Source organism: Peptoniphilus indolicus, assembly GCF_900454665.1.
Classification (GTDB): Bacteria; Bacillota; Clostridia; order Tissierellales; family Peptoniphilaceae; genus Peptoniphilus; species Peptoniphilus indolicus.
Genome location: NZ_UGTH01000001.1, coordinates 99672 through 121793, shown reverse-complemented (window position 1 = coordinate 121793; position 22122 = coordinate 99672). Strand labels below are relative to the sequence as shown.

The window sequence follows — 22122 nt, the reverse complement described above, 5'->3', positions numbered from 1 at the left end:
TAAGGGGGCTTAGGCTCCCTAATAGAGATAAAGGATGTGATAATTTGGCAAGACCTCCTAAAGATGGTTTGGATTATTTTCCTTTATATGTAGATATTTTTGAAGATGAAAAGATAGAAGCTATTTCAGGTGAGTTTGGAATTAAGGGTGAAATCACAGTAGTAAAACTGTTATGTGCGATATACAAGAATGGATATTTCATTGTATGGAATGAACTTGTGAAAGCCCAACTCCTAAAAAGACTACCTGGAGTAAGTAAAGAATTAATGGAGCTAATTGTAGACCGCTTGGTGTTATGGGAGTTTTTTGATAAAGCCCTGTTTCATTCGGCTGAGGTTCTAACTAGCAAAAAAATTCAACAAAACTATCTTGAAGCTACAAAAAGAAGAAAATCAAATAAACCAACTTTATACATTATAGAAAGTAATAAATGTGAGCATAATGTAGACATTAATGCACAAACTGAGGGAGTTAATGTAGACATTAATGCACAAACTGAGGGAGTTAATGTAGACATTAATGCACAAAGTAAAGTAAAGGAAAGTAAAGTAAATAATAATATCTCTCCTGAACTGTCTGAAATAATAAAGTTATATCAGGACAGTGGTTTTGGTGCGATAAATAACACGGTGAGAGATAGCATAATAGCTATGCTGGAGGACTTTGAAATTAATTGGATTCGTGATGCATTCAAGGTTGCAGCTGAGTATAATGCCCATAGTTTGAAGTACGTTAATAGCGTTTTGGAGAATTGGAGACGTAACGGAAAGGACAGCCCAAAAGCAAAAGCTAAGCGTACTAAATTCCACAACTTCACTCAAGCAGCTGACTCTATGAGTGAACAGGATCTTGAAGATATTGCAAAGCGTAAGAGGGAGCAGGCTTTAAAGGAGTTGGGACTATGAATTTGGAGCAGGCAAAGGCTGCACTTATAAGCAAAGACAGAGTTATTTTTAAGGGCAGAACTCTAAGTAATTTACAAGCTAAAAACACAGAGTATGAGTGTATTGAGGCTCTTGTTTTTAAAAATATAAAGGGCAAGATAGTGCCGTCTGTAGTGCTAAAGGATTTAAATGCTAATTCGGTGTTGTCTTGTGGGTTGGAGGATGTTGAGCTTTTATGATACACAAAATAGTAATCAAGAATAGACTGCCGGGAATGAATGAAGTAATAAACAAAAATAGAGTGAATAAATTTGCTGGAGCAAGGCTAAAAAAAGAAACAACAGAGATGATAGCATGGAATATCAAAGCTCAGATGAATGGAAAAATTAAAAACCAAATAGATATAACTTTTAAATGGCATTGTAAAGACAAAAGAAGAGATAAAGACAATATAATGTCAGCACAAAAATTCATTTTTGACGGTTTACAGATGGCAGGAATTATAAAAAATGATGGGTGGAATGAAGTAAGAAATATATCTCATGAGTTTTTAATGAGTGGAACGGAAATGGTAGAGATATACATGCAAGAGGTATAGCCATGAATAAATGTTGTTTAGACTGCAAGATAAGGCATCTTAACTGCCATAGCGGTTGCAGTAAGTATCAGGATTTTTACAGAGAGAACGAAGAAATTAAAAGACGAAAGAGGGCATATAGTGATGCTGCTTATATGCTAGACAAACAGTGCATAAGTGATTTTAAGAGGACAAAAAAATGGTAAAAGAATACGTATGCAACAGGAATTTATATAAAAAAATTAAAAAGTTTGACCATAAAGAGATGGACGAATTTTTAACTAAAGTGTACATGGAAGGTTGGAACAATGCACTTAAAGAGGTTGAACACATTGGAGAGAGCCCAAGGGAAAAGCTGGAGAAGGTATTGAATAAGACTAAAGGTGTTGGTCCAAAGTTAAAAGCGGCGATATTAAATATGTGGAGCGAGTAATGAGAGAGTATGAAGCATTTGTAAAGCTTGAAGGGATTGAAAGTAAAGTTTCTGTTGGAATTTATAATTCTGAATTTGAAGCAGAAAGAGCAATTGCAATTCAGAGGAGTAAAAATAAATTGTTTAAATGGGGTTGGATAGAGAGTTTGGATAGCGGTTATTTTTATGATGTCGATGGCCAAGGGGACTAATGATGGATATTCAAGATTTATTAGATGAGTTAGAAGACGCAGCTTATCACAGACAAGAATATTTAATAAGTGAGATACGAGCAAAAATAGATGAATGGTTAGAACAGAATATTTCAGAAGAGATAGAAATAAGATAAGATATTTAGCAAAAATAGAAAATGCTAACTAATGCTAACTATTTTACGCATATAAATTAAATAAATGGCAAAAATGAATTTATGTAAGAAGAAATGGCGATATAAATTGAATAATTGTATAAAAATCGATTTATATTTGAAAAAGTGAGAGATAAATGGAATGGAGATAGAAGAATGGGAAAATGATTAAAGTGTTAGCACTACCATATAAAGATTTTAAAGAACGAGTAAGATTGATAAGACAACTTGAGAAAGCAGGGTTCAAGGTTGAATATGATGAGAATTTTATTTATGCAGAAAAACATTACAAGTTTTTAACAATAGAATATTAAAATTTGCCTCTTTGTATATCAAAGGGGTTTCAAGCTGCAAATACATATTGGGAGGGAATTGATGGATAAGGATATGCTTTCACGTTATAGAGATTTGAAAAGAGAACTTAGAATTTTAGAGTTAGAAAATAAAAAGCTAAATAAGACAGAGATTGTAGTAGACAAGGTTAAAGCATCTAACACAGAATTCCCTTATCAAGAAATTAGCTTACCTATAGTTGGCATGAGAGAGCTTACTGAAAGAGAAAAGTTAATTAGAGAGTGTTTAAATGCACAGTGGCAGAGAGCTTTTGATTTAAGGCTTGAGATAGAGGATTTTATAAATAGTATTGAGGATAGTAGAATAAGAGTGGTGTTTAGGTTAAGATATATTGAGGGTTGGAGTTGGTTAAGGATAAGCAGCTATTTAGGTAGTACATCTGAGAGCTACTCTAGAATGGTTCATGATAGATATTTAAACAAATAATAAAACAAAAGGAATTGTTGGGAAAAATATGGTATAATTTAGAAAAAATAAACTGAATTTTAAGTAGATTATTTAGTTTATTATTTAAATTAGAGAAGGAGGTAAATCGATGACACAAGAAAAAGGAGTCAAAATAAATCCTGATGTTTTAAAATGGGCAATAAAGGAAAGTGGAAAATCAGAGTTTGAAATAATAAATAAATTCCCAAAAATTGACAATTGGATTATAGAAGAAGATTTACCAACATTTAAAAAAATTGAAGACCTCTCTAACTTTTTTAAAATTCCGTTAGGTTACTTTTTTTTGAGTGAACCTCCAAAAAGTTTTAAATTTAAAGCTGATTTCAGATCAATAAATAATGTTTTTCCTAAAGCTTCCAAAAATCTAAAAGAAACAATTATAGATATGTCTCAAAGACAAAATTGGTTAATTGAATATAGAGAAAAATTAGGTTATGAGGATTTAGAAATAAATAGGAAGTTTAATGAGCTATATCAACAACATATGAATTATATGGAAGTAGCAAAAATAATTGTAGATTTAATTGACTTAGATTACGCTAAAGTAGAAAGCTTTAAGACTATTAATGAGTACTATAATTATTTTAGGAATATGCTGGAACAATTAGGAATCAGTGTTTTCCAAAATGGAGTAGTTGGTAATAATACTCATAGAAAATTAGACTTAGAAGAATTTAGAGCTTTTGTCCTAATTGATAAAATAGCACCTATTATTTTTATAAATAGTTGTGATAGTCAATCCGGTAAGGTTTTTTCTATTGTTCATGAGTTTGTGCATATACTGCTCGGAGAAGATGATATAATTACAGAAGAAGATAATATAACCAAAAATGAAAGATATATAAATAACATTACAGCGGAAATTTTGGCTCCGAAATGTTATTTACTAAGTTTTTGGAATAAAGAAATAGATTATATTAATCAAATATCAATATTAAGTAAAAAACTGAAAATAAGCCAAGAAGCAATAGCTTTAAAATTATTAAATATGAGTTTAATAAATCAGAATAAATATGAACATATTAAAAGTATAACTACGCTTAACGTAGGCAAAAAAAATAATTCAGGCGGGAATTACTATAATAATCTAAATTCAAAATTAAGTGAGAATTTTAAAAGAGATGTTATATACAATATTGAATCTAATAATATAAGTTATACTGAAGGATTTAGACTTTTAGGAAATATAAAAGCAAAAGCATATGGAAATCTTAAGGAGATAACATATGGAATTTAAATTTTTATTGGATACAAACATTTTCATAACAGCATATAAGCATACATATCCAATGGATGTATTCCCTTCATTTTGGGATAAACTCATAACAAACGGTGGAAATAAAATTATACTCTTAGACAAAATTTATGATGAATTACTAGTTGGAGATGATGGATTAATAGATTGGATTAAAGAGAATAAAAATAATTTCACAAATATTACTAGTTCAGATGCTGATATTATCAGCAATTATACTCAAATTGCAGATAAAATTGAGAATGAAAGCAAATATGAAGATACGGCTAAATATGAGTATTATAATGTAGCTGATTCATGGATTTGTGCAGCAGCACTAGCAAAAAAATATATTATTGTTACTAATGAAATCGGTTCAAACACTAAGAAAAGAATTAAAATTCCTGATGTTTGTGAAGCTTTTGGAATTGAATATATCACTCCTATTGACTTTATAAGAAGAATAGGAATGAAGCTTTAATTTTACTCTGGATTTTGTGCGTTTTGTGCGAAATGTGCGTGTTATATTAATAGAGTAGAAAAGTGTATTCAACTTTTAACCTCTTAGATAGTTAGTAAAGAGAACCTTAAATTAATAGGGTTCTTTTTTTGTTCAAATGTTATAGTATGTATATAAAGGAGGTAATTAAAGTGGATAGAATAGATGAACTTCTTATAAGAGACGATAAAGAGTCCAATTTTGAGATTGAGAAGATTCTTGAAGAAAAGTTTCGTGGTTTAAGTAAGTCTGATTTACAAAAATTAATATTTAAGACTGAAAACAACTTACATGCAACTATGTACTATCTCCATAAATACAAAGGTTGGAGATACTAATTAGAAAGGACGGTGAAGCATGGCATTAACGGATAAACAAAAGCTTGTGGCTGATGAGTATATTAAAACTCTTAATAGGACTGAAAGTTATTTAAAATACTATAAGAACGTAAAGAACAGAGAGACGGCTCGTGCTAATGCAAGCCGTCTTTTTAACACTCAAGAAGTTAAAGAATATGTTGAAGATAGAATGAAGGAGCTTGATGAAGAACTTATTGCTGATCAGCGTGAAATTCTTAGAATGCTTACAAGGGCGGCAAGAAGGCAGGAGATTGATTATCAAGTGGTCATGACTAAAAAGCCTAGTTTTGATGAGAATGGGAATTTTTTAGGTATTGAAGAAAAGCCGGAGGTTGTCGAGCTACCAACTCAAAATAAGGATAGTATTAAGGCTCAAGAACTTTTAGGTAAAAGGTTTGGTATGTGGACTGATAAATTGGAAATCAAAGCGGAAAGTGTTGTGATTGTAGATGACATCGAAGATTAAACTATCTGAAATAATACTGCCTAATTTTAGAAGTATCCACAAAGAGATAAAAGCTAATAACTATTTAAAATATGTATTCAAAGGCGGCAGAGGTTCGGGGAAATCTTCTAATATAGGCATAGAACTCATTTTAGATATAGTAGCAAATCCAATAACTATTCTTTGCGTAAGAAAAGTTGGAAACACTCTTCAAGAATCTTGCTATGAACAGTTAAAAGAGGCAATAAGTATATTAAATCTTGAACCTTATTTTAAATTTAATTTAAGCCCTTTAAAGATAACATATACACCGCGTGGTAATTCAATAATTTTTAGGGGCGCTGATGATCCTGCAAAGATAAAATCTATTAAGGTGGCAAAGTTTCCTATAGCAAGGTTATGGATAGAAGAACTTGCTGAATTTAAAACAGAAGATGAAGTATCTATGATTGAAAATTCTGTTTTAAGAGCTGAACTTGCGGATGGGTTAAAATATAAGTTTTTTTATTCTTATAATCCGCCTAAAAGAAAACAGTCTTGGGTTAATAAGAGGTACGAGACTCAATTTATACTAAAGAATACTATAGTACATCGTTCAACATATTTGGATAATACTTTTATTTCAAAAGATTTTATTGATGAGGCAGAGCATATCAAAAAAACTAAACCAAATAAATATGAATGGGAATATTTAGGCAAGCCAATAGGGAGTGGTGTTGTGCCATTTGATAATTTAATTTTTAGAGAGATTAGCACTAAAGAGTTACTTTCATTTGACAATATAAGACAAGGTATTGACTGGGGATATGCTAATGACCCTTTGCATTTTATGAGACTTCATTATGACAAGATGAGAAGAAAAATTTATATATTTGGGGAGATACACGAGGTTAAACTCTCTAATAGAAATGCAGCTATTAAGATAAAAGAAAATGGTTGGAATGATACAAAAATATTTGCTGATAGTGTTGAGCCAAAGTCAATAGATGAGATGTGGGAATATGGGTTAAAAGTGTACGGAGCTTCTAAGGGGCCGGGTTCAGTTGAATTTGGTGAAAAGTGGCTTGATGATTTAGAGGAGATAATAATAGATCCTGTAAGATGTCCTAATACTGCAAGAGAATTTGAAAATATAGATTACCAAGTAGATAAAGATGGTAACACAAAAAATAAACTGGAAGATAAAGATAACCATTCAATTGACAGTTGCAGATATGCACTTACAGAAGATATGAGGGGCAACTTAGTAGGATTTTAGGTGGTGAGAATTTGGATTTAAGTAAATTAACAGAGGAACAGATTAAAAAGTTTGTAGAGATTAATATATTAGCTCATGATATTATAAAACAAGAAATGCAAATAGGGATAGATTATTACAATTATGGCCAAGCTATTGATGAAAAGATAAGGGCTACAATAGGTAAAGACGGAAGGTTAGTAAGAATTAAAGCTCTACCAAATACTATTATAAAAGATAATCAGTATGCACGTGCGGTAGACCAAAAAATCAATTATCTATTATCAGACAAGCCAAACATTGATTCAGATGATGAGACAGTGGTAAATTTTATAAATGAGTTTATTGATAATAGGTTTATGAGAACTATGAATAATTTAGCAGCTGATTCATTTAATACAGGAATAGGTTGGCTATATTTATTTACTGATGGACAAGATGTTAAATTTAAAAGATTAGATCCATTGAGTGTAATTCCTGTGTGGAAAGATGATAATCATGACAGCTTAGAGGCTGTCATTTTGTTTGTATCAAAAGAGGAATTTAACGGTAATACAATAAAGAAGAAAGAGTATGTTTATTTCTACACTCAAGATAAGATAAGAGTATATTCTTTTGAAAATGGACATTTAGAGTATTTAACGGATGAGCCGTATTTGGAAAAGAACGGATTAAGTTATAGTTACAAGAAACTACCTTTTGTGTATTTTAAGCAGCCTAATGAGTTAGCTTTAATTAAAAAAGTTAAGTGTTTACAGGATGCATTGAATTTACTGCTTAGCAACTATGCTGATAATATGTTTGAAAATCCTATGAATACTATCTTAATTCTTAAAAATTATGAGGGTGAAGATTTAGGGGAATTTAGAGAGAATTTAGCACAGTATAGAGCTGTTAAAGTTAGAACGGCAGATGGAAGTCAAGGCGGAGTAGATACTCTTGAAGTTACGGTTAATTCAGAGAATTATAAAGTTATCATTGAGCTTATAAAGAAAGCTATTGCACATAATGCCAGAAGTCTATATCTAGACAATGAAAGGTCGTATAATGCCCCAAATACTTTAAATATTAAGGCTATGTATTCTGATATGGAGCTGGATGCTAACAAACTAGAGTTAGAGTTTACAGCAAGTTTTGATTATATGTTTGAATTTATAGGTATAGTTAAGAATGTTAATTTTAAAGGAGTAGACATTAAATTCAAGCGAAACATAATGGTAAATGATGAGTCTACTGTTGAGATGATTAAAAATAGTATTGGAATTATATCAAATGAAACTTTAGTTTCTAATCATCCTTTTGTAACTGATAAGGATGAAGAGTTGGAACGAATAAAAAAAGAAAGAGATGAGAAAATTAAACTTTATGATGATTATCCTGACTTAGGTGGTGAAGCACGTGCGAATGGATTGGGAGAAAAGAATAGAAAAGCTTAACGAGAATGTGTTTAGAGAGTCTGAAGAATATGTTAAAGGAATACGAAAGATTTATGATTTTGAAGTAAATAAAATACAGGATAAAATTTATAACCACTTGACTAAGCTACAAGCTGAAGCAGGTGGTATTTCTTTATTCGAAGCTAAAAAAATGCTAAATGACAAAGAGTTGAGTTTATTTAAAATGGACATGGATGAGTTTATGAAAAAGTCTAAGGGAAGTATAACTCCTGAAATAGAAAGAGAGCTAGATATCATTTCTCACAGAGTGAGGATATCAAGGCTTCAAGCTATGGAGTTAGAGCTTAAGAAGACTGTTGCAAATCTAATGTCCAAGGAAGATAAAGGATTATTTAATCATTTAGGAAAGACTTACGAGAAGAGATATTATAATGAATTGTATGAGCTTCATAGGATAGTTGGTTATTCAAATTTTCAAAGTATTGATAAAGGTACTCTAAAAACTATACTAAAAACACCATGGACAAGTGATGGGAATGAATTTTCAAATAGAATTTGGGAAAGGGGCAATAAGCTTGTTAATTCTTTAAAAGATAATTTAACAAGAGATATCATAAGAGGAACATCTCCGGATGAATCAATAAAAAATATTGCCAAAGAGTTTGAAACTTCTAAATATAGTGCCGCTAGGCTTGTGATGACTGAAACTGCTGCCATTAATTCAAAAGCTGTTCAAGATTCATATAAAAAGTTAGGTGTTGAAAAATATGAAATAATAGCAACTTTAGATTTAAAAACAAGTCAAATTTGTAGAGATATGGATGGCAGAGTATTTGAGTATAAAGATTATAAAATAGGCATAACTGCTCCACCTTTTCACCCTAATTGCAGAACAACTACTGTTCCTTATTTTGATGATATAGATGATGAAACTAGGATGATTAGAAATCCTGAAACTGGAAAATCTGAAAGAATAGAAAAGCTTAGCTATGGCGAATGGTATGAAAAATATGTTGATGTAAGCAGTGAAAAAGAGTATACTAATAACAAACAAACGTTCGACAATGATTTTAAAACAACTATATTTAAAAAATATTCAGAGTTTGTAGAATTTTATGGTCAAGATAAACTTGATGAATTTGAATGGTCAGTTAATGCTGAAGAAGCTGAAAGTATTGCTTATTACTCGCATAGAGGGGACAAAACAATAAATTCCATTTTGAGAAGTGCAAAGATAAAAGGTGAAATTGAAAGACACATAAAAAATATAGATAATGTAATATCCAACTTTGATTTACCGGATAAAATATCAGTGTATAGAGGAAGCGACTTAGATTTCTTATATAAAAAGTTTGATACTAACAATATACAAGATTTTGTAGGTAAAAGTTATATAGACAAAGGATATGTAAGCACTTCGTTACTTTTAGAAAAAGCTTTCTATAAAAAAGAAGCTATGTTTGAGATATATATTCCAAAAGGAAAAGGTATTGGAGCTATGATTAGTAGTTTTAGTAATCATTTTGATGAATATGAATTCTTATTAAAAAGAGATTTAGAATTTAAAATACTTGATGTAAAAGAAACGGGGCTTATAGTGAATAATAGAACTATGCCATTGCTTATTATGGAGGTTAAAAATGTTTAAGTTTGATGAAAAAGACTTTAAAAAGTATTTAGAGGCAAGTAATTTTTTTAAAAAATATAGTCCAAATAAATTGTTAAATGCTCATGATATAGAATTAAATAAAATATTTTATGAAGATTATGGATACTATGCCCCTATAGGAGACTTTAGAGATTTATTAAAAGGAATAGAGGTTAAGATAGAAAGATTTGAGCCTCTTAAATATTATACACCAAGAGAATATAGTTTTAATGAATATTGTGAATATGTTGAAAGAAGATTCCATTATAATAAAAAAACAAAGATGAGAGATTTTTCTGTTAGATCGGCTAAAGAATGTTTTGAGAAATATCAAAGATTTATAGAGGGGACACCAGCGGACTCTATGGATGAACATGCAGAATTGCATAGAATGCAAGAAAAATCTACTAAAGAGGAGTTTTATAATAAATAGTTTGATGTGTAGATATTAATAGATAGTTAAGAGGCTAACGGTATTGCAATAAAAAATGAAAATGGTATAATGTAAGTACCGAAAGCCTTATTAGTTAAGGATAAGGAACTCTTAAGAGGAAAAAGCCTTATTAGTTAAGGATGTTGCAGGCACACCGAAAAGTGTGCCTAATTTTATGGAGAAAATTATGAAGTATGAAATATATGGTGTATATTTAATTGATTTTAAACAGAATTTAGGTGGAGAATTATCAGGTAAACACTATGCCGTAATTGTAGGAGATTTAACCAAACCCGATAATACTATTTTAGTAGCACCTATGACAAGTAAAAAGAGTGGCAAAAAATATAGAAAGGGATTTACTATAAATTGTAAAGATTATCAGTCAAATCCTAGTTATGAAAAAGCATTTGTAAGGGTTAATAAGTTAAGGGAAGTGTCTGTAAATAGGATATATGGAAAGAAAATATATTCTTTATCGCAAGAAGATATATATAAATTGAAAGAGTCAATTAAAAATATATTTTATATAGATTAAAATTTAATAAGTTTTTTAAGAGAGGGAAACCTCTCTTTTTTAGTGGTTGTAAATTAATAGTTTGTGACCACTTTTATATTGTCTTGGAATGACGTAAAACTTAGCCAACCTGTGAGACTGTAACACTCGTAAAAAAACGTAAGGAGGAAGTTAATGAAGAGAGAGTTTTTAGAGGGATTAGGTTTAGATAAAGATGCAATTGATAAGATTATGGCAGAAAATGGTAATGACATTAACGCTGAAAAGGCAAAAGCTATAGCCAAGGATGAAGAGATTAAAACTCTTCAAGAACAGATTAGTGTTGCAAATAAAGAGATTAAATCTTATAAAGATATGAATATAGAGGATATACAAAAGTCTGTTGAAACTTGGAAGGCTACTGCTAAGGAGCATGAAAAGGCACTTACTAATTTAAAGAATGATACTGCTTTAAAAGAGGCTATAAGAACTTATGGGTCTTTGGATGATGATGTGTTGATGAAGTTAATCAACAAAGAAAATATAAAGTTCAATGATGATGGTATAAGTGGACTTAAGGAGCAGGTTGAAGCTTTAAAAGAATCTAAGCCTTATCTTTTCAAAGACGATAGTAATAATGGTAGTGATAATAGATTTAATGCACATGAGCCTCCAACTCCTGAGGGTGGCGGAGCTAGTGCTATGGAATCTACGATAGCAAGTATATTTAGTAATTAAAAAAGGAGAGTAAATTATGGCAATTAACACAATTGAGTATTCAAAATTGATGATGAAACAATTAGATCAACAAGTGGTACAGGGGCTTACAAGTGGATGGATGGAAGCTAATGCGGGCCAAGTTATTTATAATGGTGGGGATGAAGTTAAGATTCCAAATATGTCTACTGTTGGTCTTGGAAATTATGATAGGGACAATGGATTTGTTCAAGGTGGAGTAACTCTTAAGTGGGATACTTATAAAATGACTCAAGATAGAGGGAGAACATTCCAACTTGATGCTATGGATGTAGATGAATCAGGATTTGTTGCGACAAGTGCTAATTTAATTAAAATATTTCAAGCTGAGCATGTAATTCCGGAAATTGATGCTTATAGATATTCTAAAATTGCAACTATTGCTAAAAAAGCTAGTAAAACGGAGGAAATAACTATAACAGCTGATAACGCAATTTCAAAGATTAGAGAGCATATAAGAGCAATTCAAGATGTTATAGGGATTGATAGTAAACTTATTTTGACAATGCCATCTTCAATTCTTGCTCTTATTGAGGATTCTCCTAAAGTGAGTAAGTCTATTAATGTTGCTGATTTTAAGCAAGGTGGGTTGAATTTTAAGGTAAAGACTATTGATGAGCATGTTATAAGGGTTGTACCATCGGCAAGATTAAAAACATTATATGATGTTAATGACGGTAAAACAGGAGGACAAGAGGCAGGTGGATTAAAGCCTAATAGTGAAGCTAAAGATATAAACTGGATTATAACTCCTCAAAATGTTCCTATTGCAATAAATAAGACTGATAAGCTAAGAGTGTTTACTCCTGATGTGAACCAAAAGGCGGATGCATGGAAGATTGATTTTAGAAAGTATCATGATTTATGGATTAAGAAACATAAAGAAAACCAAATTTTTGTTTGTACCGCTGAATAATAAGGGGGAAGATGATGAAACTTAGATTAGATAATTTAATTTATACAACTACAGATGTAGGGAAAATAGAACAGCTTGAAAGTTTAGGGGCTGTAGTTATTGAAGATGATTCAAAGGCGGCTAAGGTTGTTAATGGAACTGTTATAGAAGAGAATTCTAATTTGAAAAATTTAACTGTTTCTGAGTTAGAGGCTCTTATTGATGAAAAGGGCATTGATAGAAGTGGTGTTACCAAAAAGGCTGATTTAATAGCTCTTTTAGGGTAGGTGATTGGGTTGTTTGAAACTCTAAAACCTATGGATCCTTTTTTTGAGAGTATATATGCAAGTCAAATCCTTGATACTTTAAAGAAAACTGGATTTGAAAGTATTGACTCTGGTATAAATATTATTGCTTCTAATGAAGTTATGAGACTTAAGAATTTCTGTAATACTGAGTATGTGCCTGAAAGGTTATATTATCTGTTGTATGAAATGATTTTAGGGAGTTTTTTAGAAAATATGTATGTTTTGGGGAAACTTCCTGATGAGTTTGATATTGATAGTTTAGTTGGAAGGGTGCAACTTGGAGATACTTCTGTTGAGCTTAAGGGGTCAACAAATATTAATGATATGAGTGAGCAAAAACTTATGTACTGGATTGGACTTTTAAGGGGTAGATGGAAGAAAGAGGCGATAATATGCAGAAAGATAAGTTGGTAAAAAGGTATAGAAAAGCTATAGAAAACTTATACACTGGAGTGGCAAGTGTTGTTGTGAGAGAATCTGTTAAGAATCCTACAACTAAGGTTACTGAGTTTAAAGAGAAGACAGTTTATGAGAATATTGCTTGTAGATTGTCTTTTTCTTCTGCTAAGAATAATAAAGGAGAGTTTGTCACTGAGAGTGAAAGCGGCTTTACTCTTTTTATAGCTCCGGAAATAGATATTCCAATAAATTCTAAGATAACTGTTATTCAAAACGGATATACTTATAGTCTTATGAATGCAAGATTGAAGTCTTATTCTACGCACAATGAGTATTCTTGTGTAGAGTTTGTGAGGTGGGCATAGAATGAGTTTTGATATTAAGGAATTAGTGGCTTATAGGGACAAGTTAGTTTCTATAAGGGATAATCAAGATGTGATACTTGAGAGGGTTATTAAGGGTATTGCTGCAAGACTTTTAAGAACTGTTAAGTTAAATACTCCTGTTGGACAGTGTGATAAACCGGTATCTTTTATTGCATATAAAGGAACGGACAAGGAAACTTTGGTTAGTTTTACTCCTCATACAGGTAAGCTTGGCGGAACTTTAAGACGTGGGTGGTTTATTGATGGCTATACTAATTCCGGAGGTTATTACACTATAAAGGTTGTTAATAATGTTGAGTATGCTCCGTATGTTGAAAATGGACATAGGATAAAGAGAGATGGGAAAACCGTAGGTTGGGTTCCCGGTGTTTTTATGCTAAAGATTTCTGAACAGAAGATTGAAAAGCAAATTGATAAGTTTGTTGAGAATGAATTAAGGAAGGTGCTTGGATGATTAAGTTATTACAAGCGGTTGTGAATAGACTAGATGAGCTATTTCCTGAAACAAATATATATATTAAGGACACAGAGCAAGGTTTGATTGAGCCTTGCTTTTTTGTGCAGATTGTAAATACGGATATTAGTTTGGAGTTTCAAAGAAGGTATAGGGTGGATAGTCTTATAAATATTGTTTATTTAAATCAAAATGCTACTGCTTATATCAAAGAGGAAGTTGGGCAGAGGCTTATTTATGGAATGAGGAATATTAGACTTGAAACTGGTGGTGTTTATGGATTTGATGCTTCTGTTAAAAATACTGATTTTGAGGTGAATTTTACAATCAATTATAGGTACAACACTAAGGAATTTGTTGAAAAAGACCCGTATATGATGAGGATAGAAAATATTATTCATTATGCAGATGAAAAGCCATATAAAGAGGCTACTCAAAAAGATAACCCCGGCATGTGGGAAAGTGATTTACCTAAAGAGAGTAGAGGAGTTATTCCGGAGAAAAATATAAGGAATAATGGCAAATTAGATGAAGAAGATTTGATGTTTAAGAAGGAGATTAATTTATATGTCAAGGACTAAAAATGTTCCTAAATTAGAATTGGAAGATGCCAAGTATTCTAAAGATTCAATTTTAAGGGCGGAAAGGTTAGATTGGAACAAAGATTTATTAAAAGTCATTTTAGATGACGATAAAGAATATACTCTTGATGAAGTTGAAACATTAGTCAAAGAGTTTAATAGTAGGGAGGTAGAATAATGGCTTATGGAGCATTAGGGGGAGGTACTTTTTTAGTACAAAACAAGATATTACCAGGAGCATATATAAATTATGTTTCGGTTGCAAGAGCTTCTAACACTTTTTCAGACAGAGGGTATGCAACTATTGGTCTGGAACTTGATTGGGGAAAGACCGGGGAAATTATCACTATTGAGCCTCAAGATTTACAAAATGATTCTCTTGAGATTTTGGGATATTCTTATGTGCATGAGAAGATGAAACCTTTAAGAGACTTAATGAGTGGGGCTAAAACTTTATATCTTTATAGACTAAATGATGAGGGGGGAGCAAAAGCAACTGCAACTATTGGACAATTAAAGGTTACTGCTAAGCACAATGGAATTCGAGGTAATGACATCATGATAATCATTGAAAAGGATGTTGATACAAAGAATGCTTTTGTAATTACTACTAAGATGGGCGATGCAACTGTTGCTGAACAACTTGTTAAGGACTTAAAAAATATAGAAGGAAATTCTGTAGTTGATTTTAGTTTTGATGGAGAATCTTTGGAAATTACTTCAGGGACTAAATTGACCGGCGGTGAAAATGGCAAGGTTGTTGGCAAGTCTCATTCCAGGTATTTAGAAGAGATAGAAAAGTATGATTTTAATGTAATTGGTTATGCCGGGACTGATGATGATGTAAAGCTTCTATATAAAGAATTTACAAGAAGAATGAGAGAGGATGAAGGGATAAAATTCCAGTGTGTTGTTTATAAAAACAATAAAACTAAATCTAATTATAAAGGGCTTATAAATGTGTTTAATAGGGTTTTAGATGAGGATAATGAGGCTGCAGCAGTTTATTGGGTTGTCGGCAATGAATCGGGATGTAATGTGAATGCTTCAATTACTAATAAATTATATTCAGGAGAATATAAAATTGATACTAAGCTTAAAAAGCGCGAACTTGAACAGGCTGTAAAGGACGGCTATTTTGTATTTTATGAAAGAAATAAAGAAGTTAGAGTTCTTGAGGATGTCAATTCGTTTACTGAGTTTACTTTGGCACAAAATGTTGATTTTTCTAAGAATCAAGTTATTAGGGTGTTAGATCAAAGGGCTATAGATGGTGCTAAGATTTTTAACAAGCAATTCTTGGGTAAGGTTCAGAACAATGAAGACGGCAGAATTGGTTATTGGAATGAACTTGTTAAGCACGCAGAGACTTTAACTGAATTAGGTGCTATCGAAAATTATGAGTCTTCTGATACAACTGTTGAGAAAGGTCATGAAAAGGATGCTGTTGTTGTACATGATTATTTACTTCCTGTAATGGCTATGCAAAAACTTTATCAAACAATTCACGTGAGATAGAAAGGAGATATAGATGTCAAATATTAATCAACCAATTATGCACGCAAGAGAGCCGCTTCACGGGGCTGAAGGTGCTGCTTATGCAACTATAGAAGGTAGCAGATATTTACTTTTCCAGCTTAAGAATTTTGAGGGCAATTGGGAAAAAGGCAAGAGTGAAATACCAAGGCTTGGTACCAGAAAGAAGGGTAACAGGTCAAATACTTTATCGGGTAAATGGTCTGCTGATTTATATTACAATACTGATGTTTTTAGAAAACTTATAATGGTGTATGCTAAAACCGGAAGGGATATTTATTTTGATATTCAAATCACGAATGACGACCCTAATTCTAACGCGGGCAGACATACTGCTATTTTTAGGGATTGTAATATTGACGGAGCAGTTATGGCCAAACTTGATATAACTGCTGATACTTTAGAGGAAAAGATTTCAGGAACGTTTGAAGATTGTGATATGCCTGAAGAGTTTAATGTTTTAGAAGGGATGATATAAGATGAGTTTAACCGGTTTTTTTAAAGAAAATGTTGTTTCTGCATTTAATGAAAAACAAATTGTTGTCAGTGATAGGTTTAAAGATGAAAATGGAGAGGTTCTAAAGTGGACTATTAAACCAATGAAAGCAAGTCAGATTTTAGAGGCTTCTGATAATGCTGTTGTAACTAGGGGAAGAACTGCAGAGTTTAAATCTTCTCAATATTTTTTAGGGATAGTTATAAACAGTGTTGTTTATCCTGATTTAAATAATGCTGAGTTACAAGATTCTTATGGAGTAATGGATTCGTACTCTCTTTTAAATGCTATGTTAAATGCTGAGGAGTTTCAAAGACTTCAAACTGAATGTAACAAGATAAATGGCTTAGATAAAACTTTTGAAGATTTAAAGGATGAGGTAAAAAACTAATTAGGGAGGATTTGGAAACCTCCCTTTCTTATTATGTTTTTGTGGCTACAGAATATAAAATAAGACCAACTGAATTTATAAAAATGAGTAAGGCGGAGCAGGCCATGTATGTTGCTATGCTTGAGAAGTATGCTGAAGATACGAAAAGAGGTGAGAGTTAATGGGTTTAATTGAGTCTACAATTGCTTTACAAAACAGAATGACTCCTGTTTTAAACAATGTTATTAATTCAATGAATATTGTTATTGCAAGTGCAAATAAAATTGAAAATGCAACGGACAATATGTTCAATGTTGAGGATTTAAGATCTGCAAAAAAAGCTCTTGATGATGCAGAATTTCAATTAAGAGATATTGAAAATAATACTAATAGAGCAAAGAATGCACAGGATGAGTATAATAAATCAATTAATGTCGGTGTAAAGGGAGCTAATAAATTATCGGGGGCTATTAAGACAGTTGTTGCGACTTATGTATCTATGGCAGGAATGAAGTTATTAGGTGGATTGTCTGATGAGTTAGTTTCTGCTAAGGGAAGGCTTAGTGCTTTGGTTGAGTCTGAAGAAGAATTTATAAAAGCTCAAAAATTGATTTATGAGTCGGCTCAAAAGACGGGGTCTATATATATTGACCAACTAAATACAGTGGCTAAGCTAGGTGGGCAAGCTAAGGAGGCTTTTGGTAGTTTAGAGGAAGTAATTAAATTTCAAGAGTCTATTAATATGATTTTTGCAACTGCCGGAACCGGTGTGAACGAGGCTAAAAATGCTTCTATACAATTGACTCAAGCTCTCTCTTCAGGGGTTCTTCGTGGTGATGAACTCAACTCCATTTTTGAACAATCTCCTCAATTGATAAGATACATTGCTGAGTATTTAGGAGTTCCTATCGGGAAGATTAGAGAGCTTGCAAGTGAGGGTAAACTCTCTGCAGATGTTGTTAAGAATGCAATTTTTGCAAATTATGATGAAATCAACTCAGCTTTTGAAAATACTCCAAAGACCTGGGGAAGAATTTTTACCGAGATGAAAAACGAGGCTGTATCAAAGCTTGAGCCGGTGCTTGTTCGTTTAAATGAGTTTGCCAATAGTGAAGATTTTATGATATTTAGACAAAATGCAATGGAAAATTTAGGGATTGTTTTAAATGGATTGGGATGGATTATAGAGAAATCTATTCTACTTGCTAATACTATATCTGACAATTGGGGTTTTATTGAATCTATTTTATATGGGATTGCGGTCGCTTATGGTGCTTGGACTGTCGCTACAACGATTCAAACTGTTGCTCAAAATGGATTAAATATGGCAATTTTAGCTAATCCAATTTTTTGGTTTGCTGCCGGGATTGGAATTATTATTATGTTTTTAGCTCGTTGGGTTAGGTCTGTTGGCGGTGTTCAAGTTGCACACTTGATATTAAAGGATAAGTTACTTTCTACTTATGAGGCTATTCAAATAGGTTTGTTGATGGTTCAAAATCACTTTGAAGAGTCTAGAATATATATTTCTGTAACAACAACTCGACTTGTTAATAGTATTTTAAATGGCTTGGGATATTTAAAGGTTCAAGGTTTAGGAATTATAGATTCATTTTTAAATGGAGCTATAGACGGAGTGAACCGTTTAATAAATTTTGCCAATAATATTCCGGGGATAGCTATTGAAACTGTTGAGCATGTAAGTTTTCAAGCCGATGCGGCTACTCAAGAGGCAGCAAAAAAAGCTGAAAGAGATAGTAAGTTAGAAGAGTTAAATAAACAGTACGAAAATATAAAGATTAAAAATCAAGCTGAAATTCAAGCTTTGGAAGCTAAGAACAAAGCTAATCAAGCTCAGAGAAATAAAGATATTTTGGATTTAAAGGAGAAAAAATCAAATGAAAGGGAAAAAGCTTCTGATGGTTCAAATATGGCCAGTTCTAAGCCTGATTTTCTTTCTAATATACCAAGTGCTTCTGAGCTTTTAGAAATTAAAAATGCAGCTAAGGGTACTGAGAAAAACACTAAGGCTCTAAAAGATGGTATTGAAGTTAAGAATGAGGATATAAAATATTTAAGAGATTTAGCAGAGAGAAGGACCATACAAAACTTTTCTTTTGATAAGATTGAAGTTATTGCGAACAATACTTTTGGTGATGTTCACGAGACTGTGGATTTAGATGGTTGGGTTTCTGATTTAACTGATAAATTAGGAGAAGCAGTTTCTACAACTATGGGAGGTATTGCGGCTTATGAATAAAGGATATGATTTTTATATTGATGACTTACTACTTCCTATAACACCTGCAAAGATTAATACGAAGATAAAGAATAAAAATAAAGTTGTAACTCTGTTAAACGGCGAAGAATTAAATCTTTTAAAAAAGCCGGGATTAACAGAGTTTAATTTTGAATTTAGAGTTCCTTCTGATGAGTTTCCGAGTGTTAAAGCTTTTGTAAGTCCTCAAAGTGTACTTAATAAACTACAGGATTTAAAGGTTAATAAAAAAACTTTTCAATTTAAGATTTTGAGGAGTAAGTATCAAAATAATCTCAATGATTCTATTAATAAATCTGTAACGTTGGAAGATTATGAAATTTTAGAAGATGCTGAAAATGGCATGGATTTAATTATTTCTATTTTTTTAAAGCAGTATATTCCATTAAAAACAAAGATAATAAATGTAAATGCTGATAATAATTCAAAGTTGGAAGCGGGAGAAGGAAATGTTCCGATGAAAGCCAGAAGGCTTGATAATAGTTTGGCATCTAATGTTATTCATGGGATTAAAGAGAATGTGTCTAAATTTTTAGATACTGTTATGGGCGTAAAGAAATGAAAAAAGATAGATTTAAAGTGATTGTTGACAATCAAGGAAAGGTTCAAGAGGTATTAATAGAGGGCATAATCCAAGTTACTTGGTCAAGAAATGGTGCTCCCGGTAAGATGACTTGTAATATTGTTAAGGATGAAAATTTGGATTATCAAGAGGGTAATCCTATAGCTTTTTATGTGGATGGAGAGGTTTTCTTTTATGGTTATGTTTTTTCTAAGTCGAGAGCAGGTGAGCAGGTAATAAGTACTACTTGTTATGATCAACTTAGGTATTTAAAGAATAAATCAACTTATCAGTATAAGGATTGGACTTATGGGGAGTTACTTAAAAATATTTGTGCTGATAGAAATCTTCAAGTGGGGGAAATTGATGACACAAAATTTAAGATTCCAGGAAGAATTGAAGTGGATAAAGAGTTTTGGGAGATTTTAAAGTTTGCAAGTGATATGACTACTGCAAGTACCGGTAAAATCTATGTTTTGTTTGATAAGGGTGGAAAGATTTATCTTAAAAACATTGAAAACATGAAGATTAAAGATGTCATTGATTATGATTGTACTGAGGATTTTATTTATGATACTTCTATTAATTCTAACAGTTACAATAGAGTCCACTTAAAGCTTTTAGATGACAATAAAAAGGAAATAAAGTCTGCAACTGCTGAGGATAAAGAATCTATAGCTAAGTGGGGTTTACTTTCTTATTCTGATATGACTAATAATGAGGAAGTTGATATTGAGGCTAAAGCAAAAGAATTATTGAAAATTTTCAATAGAAAACATAGAAGATTAAGGCTTAAAAATATAGTTGGTAGGCCTGATGTAAGGGGAGGCTCTTTAGTGCCTGTTCAAATGTTGGGGATTGGAGATATTGATATTAATTCTTTGATGATGGTTGATTATGTTACTCACAAGTTTTCTGAGGAACATCATTTTATGGATATTGAAGTGTTTAATAAGGATATTAGTCCGGAGATTGCACCTCAAAAGCTTGAACAAAAACAAAAAAGTTCATTTGATGGAAGTACAAAAGTACTCGGGAATTATGATGGCTCTAATGGAGTAGTTAAAGCTGCAAATTCTTATTTGGGTAAGCCTTATGTTTGGGGTGCAGCAAGTTCTAGTGCTGTTGATTGTAGTGGTCTTGTAATGCAAGCTTATAAGGCTAATGGAGTTAAGTTTCCTGATAGAATGACTTCACGTAGTTTGAGTTGTAATCCTAAGAGATATGGATTTGTTGAAATACCTTTAAAACAGGCAAGCCCTGGGGATGTGATGTGGAACAAGGGACATGTTGCTATTATGTATGATGGTAAGAATGTAATTGAAGCTTCACAAACTAAGGGTAAGACTGTAATTCAAACAGCTTGGAATAGAAATAAAAACTTTACTCGTGCTTTTAGGTATGTTGGAGGATAATATGAGCGAATTTGATGCGAATAAATTAAAGGACGTTATTTCTAATATAGCTGCCGATTATGTATCATCTCTTACATTTTCAAGTATAGTTCATGCTAAGCTTGAAAAATTAGTTCCTCTGACTTTTAAAAGGGATGATGATGTTGAATTGAAGGAAGAGTGGTTGGTTGTTCCAAAGTATAGGAAGTTTACTGAGGAAGAGATTGGCCATTCTTTTGTGTTTCAGTCTAATCAGGAGGGGCAAGTTTGGTACTATCTTTATGAGGCTTCAAGCCCTCAAGGCTCAAATGGAGTGGATTATTATTTTGATGGGACACATAAGTTAAAAGGTAGGGTTAAGTGTAATTTAAAGGGCAATTGTTCTGATGGTTCTACTACTTTAGTTACTGAGGGAACAATTGAACTTTTTGAGGGAGAGATTATTGAAATTAAGCATGATAAGGGGATTAAAAAATGATACCTGAACAAAATGATATTAATTTAGCTATGCAATTGGGTTTGGAAGAAAAAGTTTCTCCTGCTAAGACTTATAGAATGCATATTAATTCAGAAAGAATATATGGCAACATAGATGGTAAAGAGGCTCTAAAACAGATGATTTATAAAAATTTAAATACTGAGTATGGGGTGCACTTAATTTATCCTACTTTTGGGATGCCTTTACAAGATTTATTTGGAAAGCCGAAAAACTTTGTCTATGTAGAGCTTATAAGAAGGATTGAGGAGTGCTTAATAAAAGATGACAGGGTAAATTCTGTTATTAATTTTAAGTATTTAAAAGATAAATCTTTAAGAGATGAATTAAGTATTTCTTTTACTGTTAATTCTGTCTATGGAGAAATTGAAATTGAAAATACGTGGAAGTTTGATTATGACAATATTTAAGTGAGGGGGTGT

General features: G+C 31.9%; 34 protein-coding genes. All 34 read left to right on the top strand.

Features of this window, described 5'->3' with window-relative positions; genetic code table 11:
• Positions 1-44 precede the first annotated feature (44 nt).
• Positions 45-905: a Lin1244/Lin1753 domain-containing protein gene (locus DYE58_RS00695; protein ID WP_004822526.1), complete on the top strand. Its 861-nt coding sequence runs from the start codon at positions 45-47 to the stop codon at positions 903-905.
• Entirely contained in the window at positions 902-1123 is a 222-nt protein-coding gene (locus tag DYE58_RS00690; protein WP_004822524.1) for a hypothetical protein, read from the top strand. The genes DYE58_RS00695 and DYE58_RS00690 overlap by 4 nt, the downstream gene beginning before the upstream one ends.
• The gene (locus tag DYE58_RS00685) at positions 1120-1482 is read left to right on the top strand and encodes a RusA family crossover junction endodeoxyribonuclease (RefSeq protein WP_004822523.1); all 363 of its coding nucleotides are present in this window, start codon (positions 1120-1122) and stop codon (positions 1480-1482) included. The genes DYE58_RS00690 and DYE58_RS00685 overlap by 4 nt, the downstream gene beginning before the upstream one ends.
• A 2-nt stretch (positions 1483-1484) precedes the next feature.
• A complete protein-coding gene (locus DYE58_RS00680) occupies positions 1485-1667 on the top strand; it encodes a hypothetical protein (RefSeq protein WP_040552896.1) in 183 nt (60 codons plus the stop codon).
• Positions 1661-1894 carry a hypothetical protein gene (locus tag DYE58_RS00675; RefSeq protein WP_004822521.1) on the top strand — a complete coding sequence of 78 codons (234 nt, stop codon included), beginning with the start codon at positions 1661-1663 and terminating at the stop codon, positions 1892-1894. The genes DYE58_RS00680 and DYE58_RS00675 overlap by 7 nt, the downstream gene beginning before the upstream one ends.
• On the top strand, positions 1894-2085 hold the full coding sequence (locus DYE58_RS00670) for a hypothetical protein (protein ID WP_004822520.1): 192 nt from the start codon (positions 1894-1896) through the stop codon (positions 2083-2085). The genes DYE58_RS00675 and DYE58_RS00670 overlap by 1 nt, the downstream gene beginning before the upstream one ends.
• A 2-nt stretch (positions 2086-2087) precedes the next feature.
• Complete coding sequence (locus tag DYE58_RS11485) at positions 2088-2222, top strand: hypothetical protein (protein ID WP_257009239.1); 135 nt, start codon at positions 2088-2090, stop codon at positions 2220-2222.
• A gap of 182 nt (positions 2223-2404) precedes the next feature.
• Positions 2405-2554, top strand: coding sequence for a hypothetical protein (locus DYE58_RS10990; protein WP_004822516.1), 150 nt, complete (start codon positions 2405-2407; stop codon positions 2552-2554).
• A gap of 61 nt (positions 2555-2615) precedes the next feature.
• Positions 2616-3020, top strand: a complete 405-nt coding sequence (locus DYE58_RS00665; RefSeq protein ID WP_004822514.1) for a hypothetical protein — start codon at positions 2616-2618, stop codon at positions 3018-3020.
• Positions 3021-3129: 109 nt separating this feature from the next.
• Positions 3130-4278, top strand: a complete 1149-nt coding sequence (locus tag DYE58_RS00660) for an ImmA/IrrE family metallo-endopeptidase (RefSeq protein ID WP_115311917.1) — start codon at positions 3130-3132, stop codon at positions 4276-4278.
• Positions 4268-4756 carry a DUF4411 family protein gene (locus DYE58_RS00655; protein ID WP_115311916.1) on the top strand — a complete coding sequence of 163 codons (489 nt, stop codon included), beginning with the start codon at positions 4268-4270 and terminating at the stop codon, positions 4754-4756. The genes DYE58_RS00660 and DYE58_RS00655 overlap by 11 nt, the downstream gene beginning before the upstream one ends.
• A gap of 170 nt (positions 4757-4926) precedes the next feature.
• A complete protein-coding gene (locus DYE58_RS00650; RefSeq protein ID WP_040552894.1) occupies positions 4927-5112 on the top strand; it encodes a hypothetical protein in 186 nt (61 codons plus the stop codon).
• A gap of 19 nt (positions 5113-5131) precedes the next feature.
• A complete protein-coding gene (locus DYE58_RS00645; RefSeq protein WP_004822509.1) occupies positions 5132-5599 on the top strand; it encodes a terminase small subunit in 468 nt (155 codons plus the stop codon).
• Positions 5583-6836, top strand: a complete 1254-nt coding sequence (locus tag DYE58_RS00640; protein WP_004822506.1) for a PBSX family phage terminase large subunit — start codon at positions 5583-5585, stop codon at positions 6834-6836. Before DYE58_RS00645 ends, DYE58_RS00640 begins: the two co-directional genes overlap by 17 nt.
• A gap of 11 nt (positions 6837-6847) precedes the next feature.
• The gene (locus tag DYE58_RS00635; RefSeq protein WP_004822505.1) at positions 6848-8251 is read left to right on the top strand and encodes a phage portal protein; all 1404 of its coding nucleotides are present in this window, start codon (positions 6848-6850) and stop codon (positions 8249-8251) included.
• Positions 8220-9860: a minor capsid protein gene (locus tag DYE58_RS00630; RefSeq protein ID WP_004822503.1), complete on the top strand. Its 1641-nt coding sequence runs from the start codon at positions 8220-8222 to the stop codon at positions 9858-9860. Before DYE58_RS00635 ends, DYE58_RS00630 begins: the two co-directional genes overlap by 32 nt.
• Positions 9853-10293 (top strand): hypothetical protein, encoded by a 441-nt coding sequence (locus DYE58_RS00625; protein ID WP_115311915.1) that lies wholly within the window; start codon positions 9853-9855, stop codon positions 10291-10293. The genes DYE58_RS00630 and DYE58_RS00625 overlap by 8 nt, the downstream gene beginning before the upstream one ends.
• A 187-nt stretch (positions 10294-10480) precedes the next feature.
• A complete protein-coding gene (locus DYE58_RS00620; RefSeq protein WP_115311914.1) occupies positions 10481-10831 on the top strand; it encodes a type II toxin-antitoxin system PemK/MazF family toxin in 351 nt (116 codons plus the stop codon).
• 153 nt (positions 10832-10984) lie between these two features.
• Positions 10985-11527, top strand: coding sequence for a phage scaffolding protein (locus DYE58_RS00615; RefSeq protein WP_004822501.1), 543 nt, complete (start codon positions 10985-10987; stop codon positions 11525-11527).
• Positions 11528-11543: 16 nt separating this feature from the next.
• A complete protein-coding gene (locus DYE58_RS00610) occupies positions 11544-12461 on the top strand; it encodes a hypothetical protein (protein WP_004822499.1) in 918 nt (305 codons plus the stop codon).
• Between the two features lie 14 nt (positions 12462-12475).
• Complete coding sequence (locus tag DYE58_RS00605) at positions 12476-12727, top strand: hypothetical protein (protein WP_040552892.1); 252 nt, start codon at positions 12476-12478, stop codon at positions 12725-12727.
• Entirely contained in the window at positions 12728-13162 is a 435-nt protein-coding gene (locus tag DYE58_RS00600; protein WP_004822497.1) for a hypothetical protein, read from the top strand.
• A complete protein-coding gene (locus tag DYE58_RS00595) occupies positions 13141-13512 on the top strand; it encodes a hypothetical protein (RefSeq protein ID WP_004822495.1) in 372 nt (123 codons plus the stop codon). Before DYE58_RS00600 ends, DYE58_RS00595 begins: the two co-directional genes overlap by 22 nt.
• Before the next feature lies 1 nt (position 13513).
• Complete coding sequence (locus tag DYE58_RS00590; RefSeq protein ID WP_004822492.1) at positions 13514-13987, top strand: HK97 gp10 family phage protein; 474 nt, start codon at positions 13514-13516, stop codon at positions 13985-13987.
• The gene (locus DYE58_RS00585) at positions 13984-14568 is read left to right on the top strand and encodes a phage tail terminator family protein (protein WP_004822491.1); all 585 of its coding nucleotides are present in this window, start codon (positions 13984-13986) and stop codon (positions 14566-14568) included. Before DYE58_RS00590 ends, DYE58_RS00585 begins: the two co-directional genes overlap by 4 nt.
• Positions 14555-14746 carry a hypothetical protein gene (locus tag DYE58_RS00580; RefSeq protein ID WP_004822489.1) on the top strand — a complete coding sequence of 64 codons (192 nt, stop codon included), beginning with the start codon at positions 14555-14557 and terminating at the stop codon, positions 14744-14746. Before DYE58_RS00585 ends, DYE58_RS00580 begins: the two co-directional genes overlap by 14 nt.
• A complete protein-coding gene (locus DYE58_RS00575; protein ID WP_004822488.1) occupies positions 14746-16086 on the top strand; it encodes a phage tail sheath subtilisin-like domain-containing protein in 1341 nt (446 codons plus the stop codon). The genes DYE58_RS00580 and DYE58_RS00575 overlap by 1 nt, the downstream gene beginning before the upstream one ends.
• Positions 16087-16099: 13 nt before the next feature.
• The gene (locus tag DYE58_RS00570; protein WP_004822486.1) at positions 16100-16582 is read left to right on the top strand and encodes a phage tail tube protein; all 483 of its coding nucleotides are present in this window, start codon (positions 16100-16102) and stop codon (positions 16580-16582) included.
• A gap of 1 nt (position 16583) precedes the next feature.
• Positions 16584-16991, top strand: a complete 408-nt coding sequence (locus DYE58_RS00565) for a phage tail assembly chaperone (protein WP_004822484.1) — start codon at positions 16584-16586, stop codon at positions 16989-16991.
• 160 nt (positions 16992-17151) lie between these two features.
• Positions 17152-19230, top strand: coding sequence for a tape measure protein (locus DYE58_RS00560; protein ID WP_040552891.1), 2079 nt, complete (start codon positions 17152-17154; stop codon positions 19228-19230).
• Positions 19223-19810, top strand: coding sequence for a hypothetical protein (locus DYE58_RS00555; RefSeq protein ID WP_115311912.1), 588 nt, complete (start codon positions 19223-19225; stop codon positions 19808-19810). The genes DYE58_RS00560 and DYE58_RS00555 overlap by 8 nt, the downstream gene beginning before the upstream one ends.
• The gene (locus DYE58_RS00550) at positions 19807-21225 is read left to right on the top strand and encodes a C40 family peptidase (RefSeq protein WP_004822475.1); all 1419 of its coding nucleotides are present in this window, start codon (positions 19807-19809) and stop codon (positions 21223-21225) included. The genes DYE58_RS00555 and DYE58_RS00550 overlap by 4 nt, the downstream gene beginning before the upstream one ends.
• A gap of 1 nt (position 21226) precedes the next feature.
• Entirely contained in the window at positions 21227-21682 is a 456-nt protein-coding gene (locus DYE58_RS00545) for a hypothetical protein (protein WP_040552889.1), read from the top strand.
• Complete coding sequence (locus tag DYE58_RS00540) at positions 21679-22110, top strand: DUF2634 domain-containing protein (protein WP_040552887.1); 432 nt, start codon at positions 21679-21681, stop codon at positions 22108-22110. Before DYE58_RS00545 ends, DYE58_RS00540 begins: the two co-directional genes overlap by 4 nt.
• Positions 22111-22122: the final 12 nt, after the last annotated feature.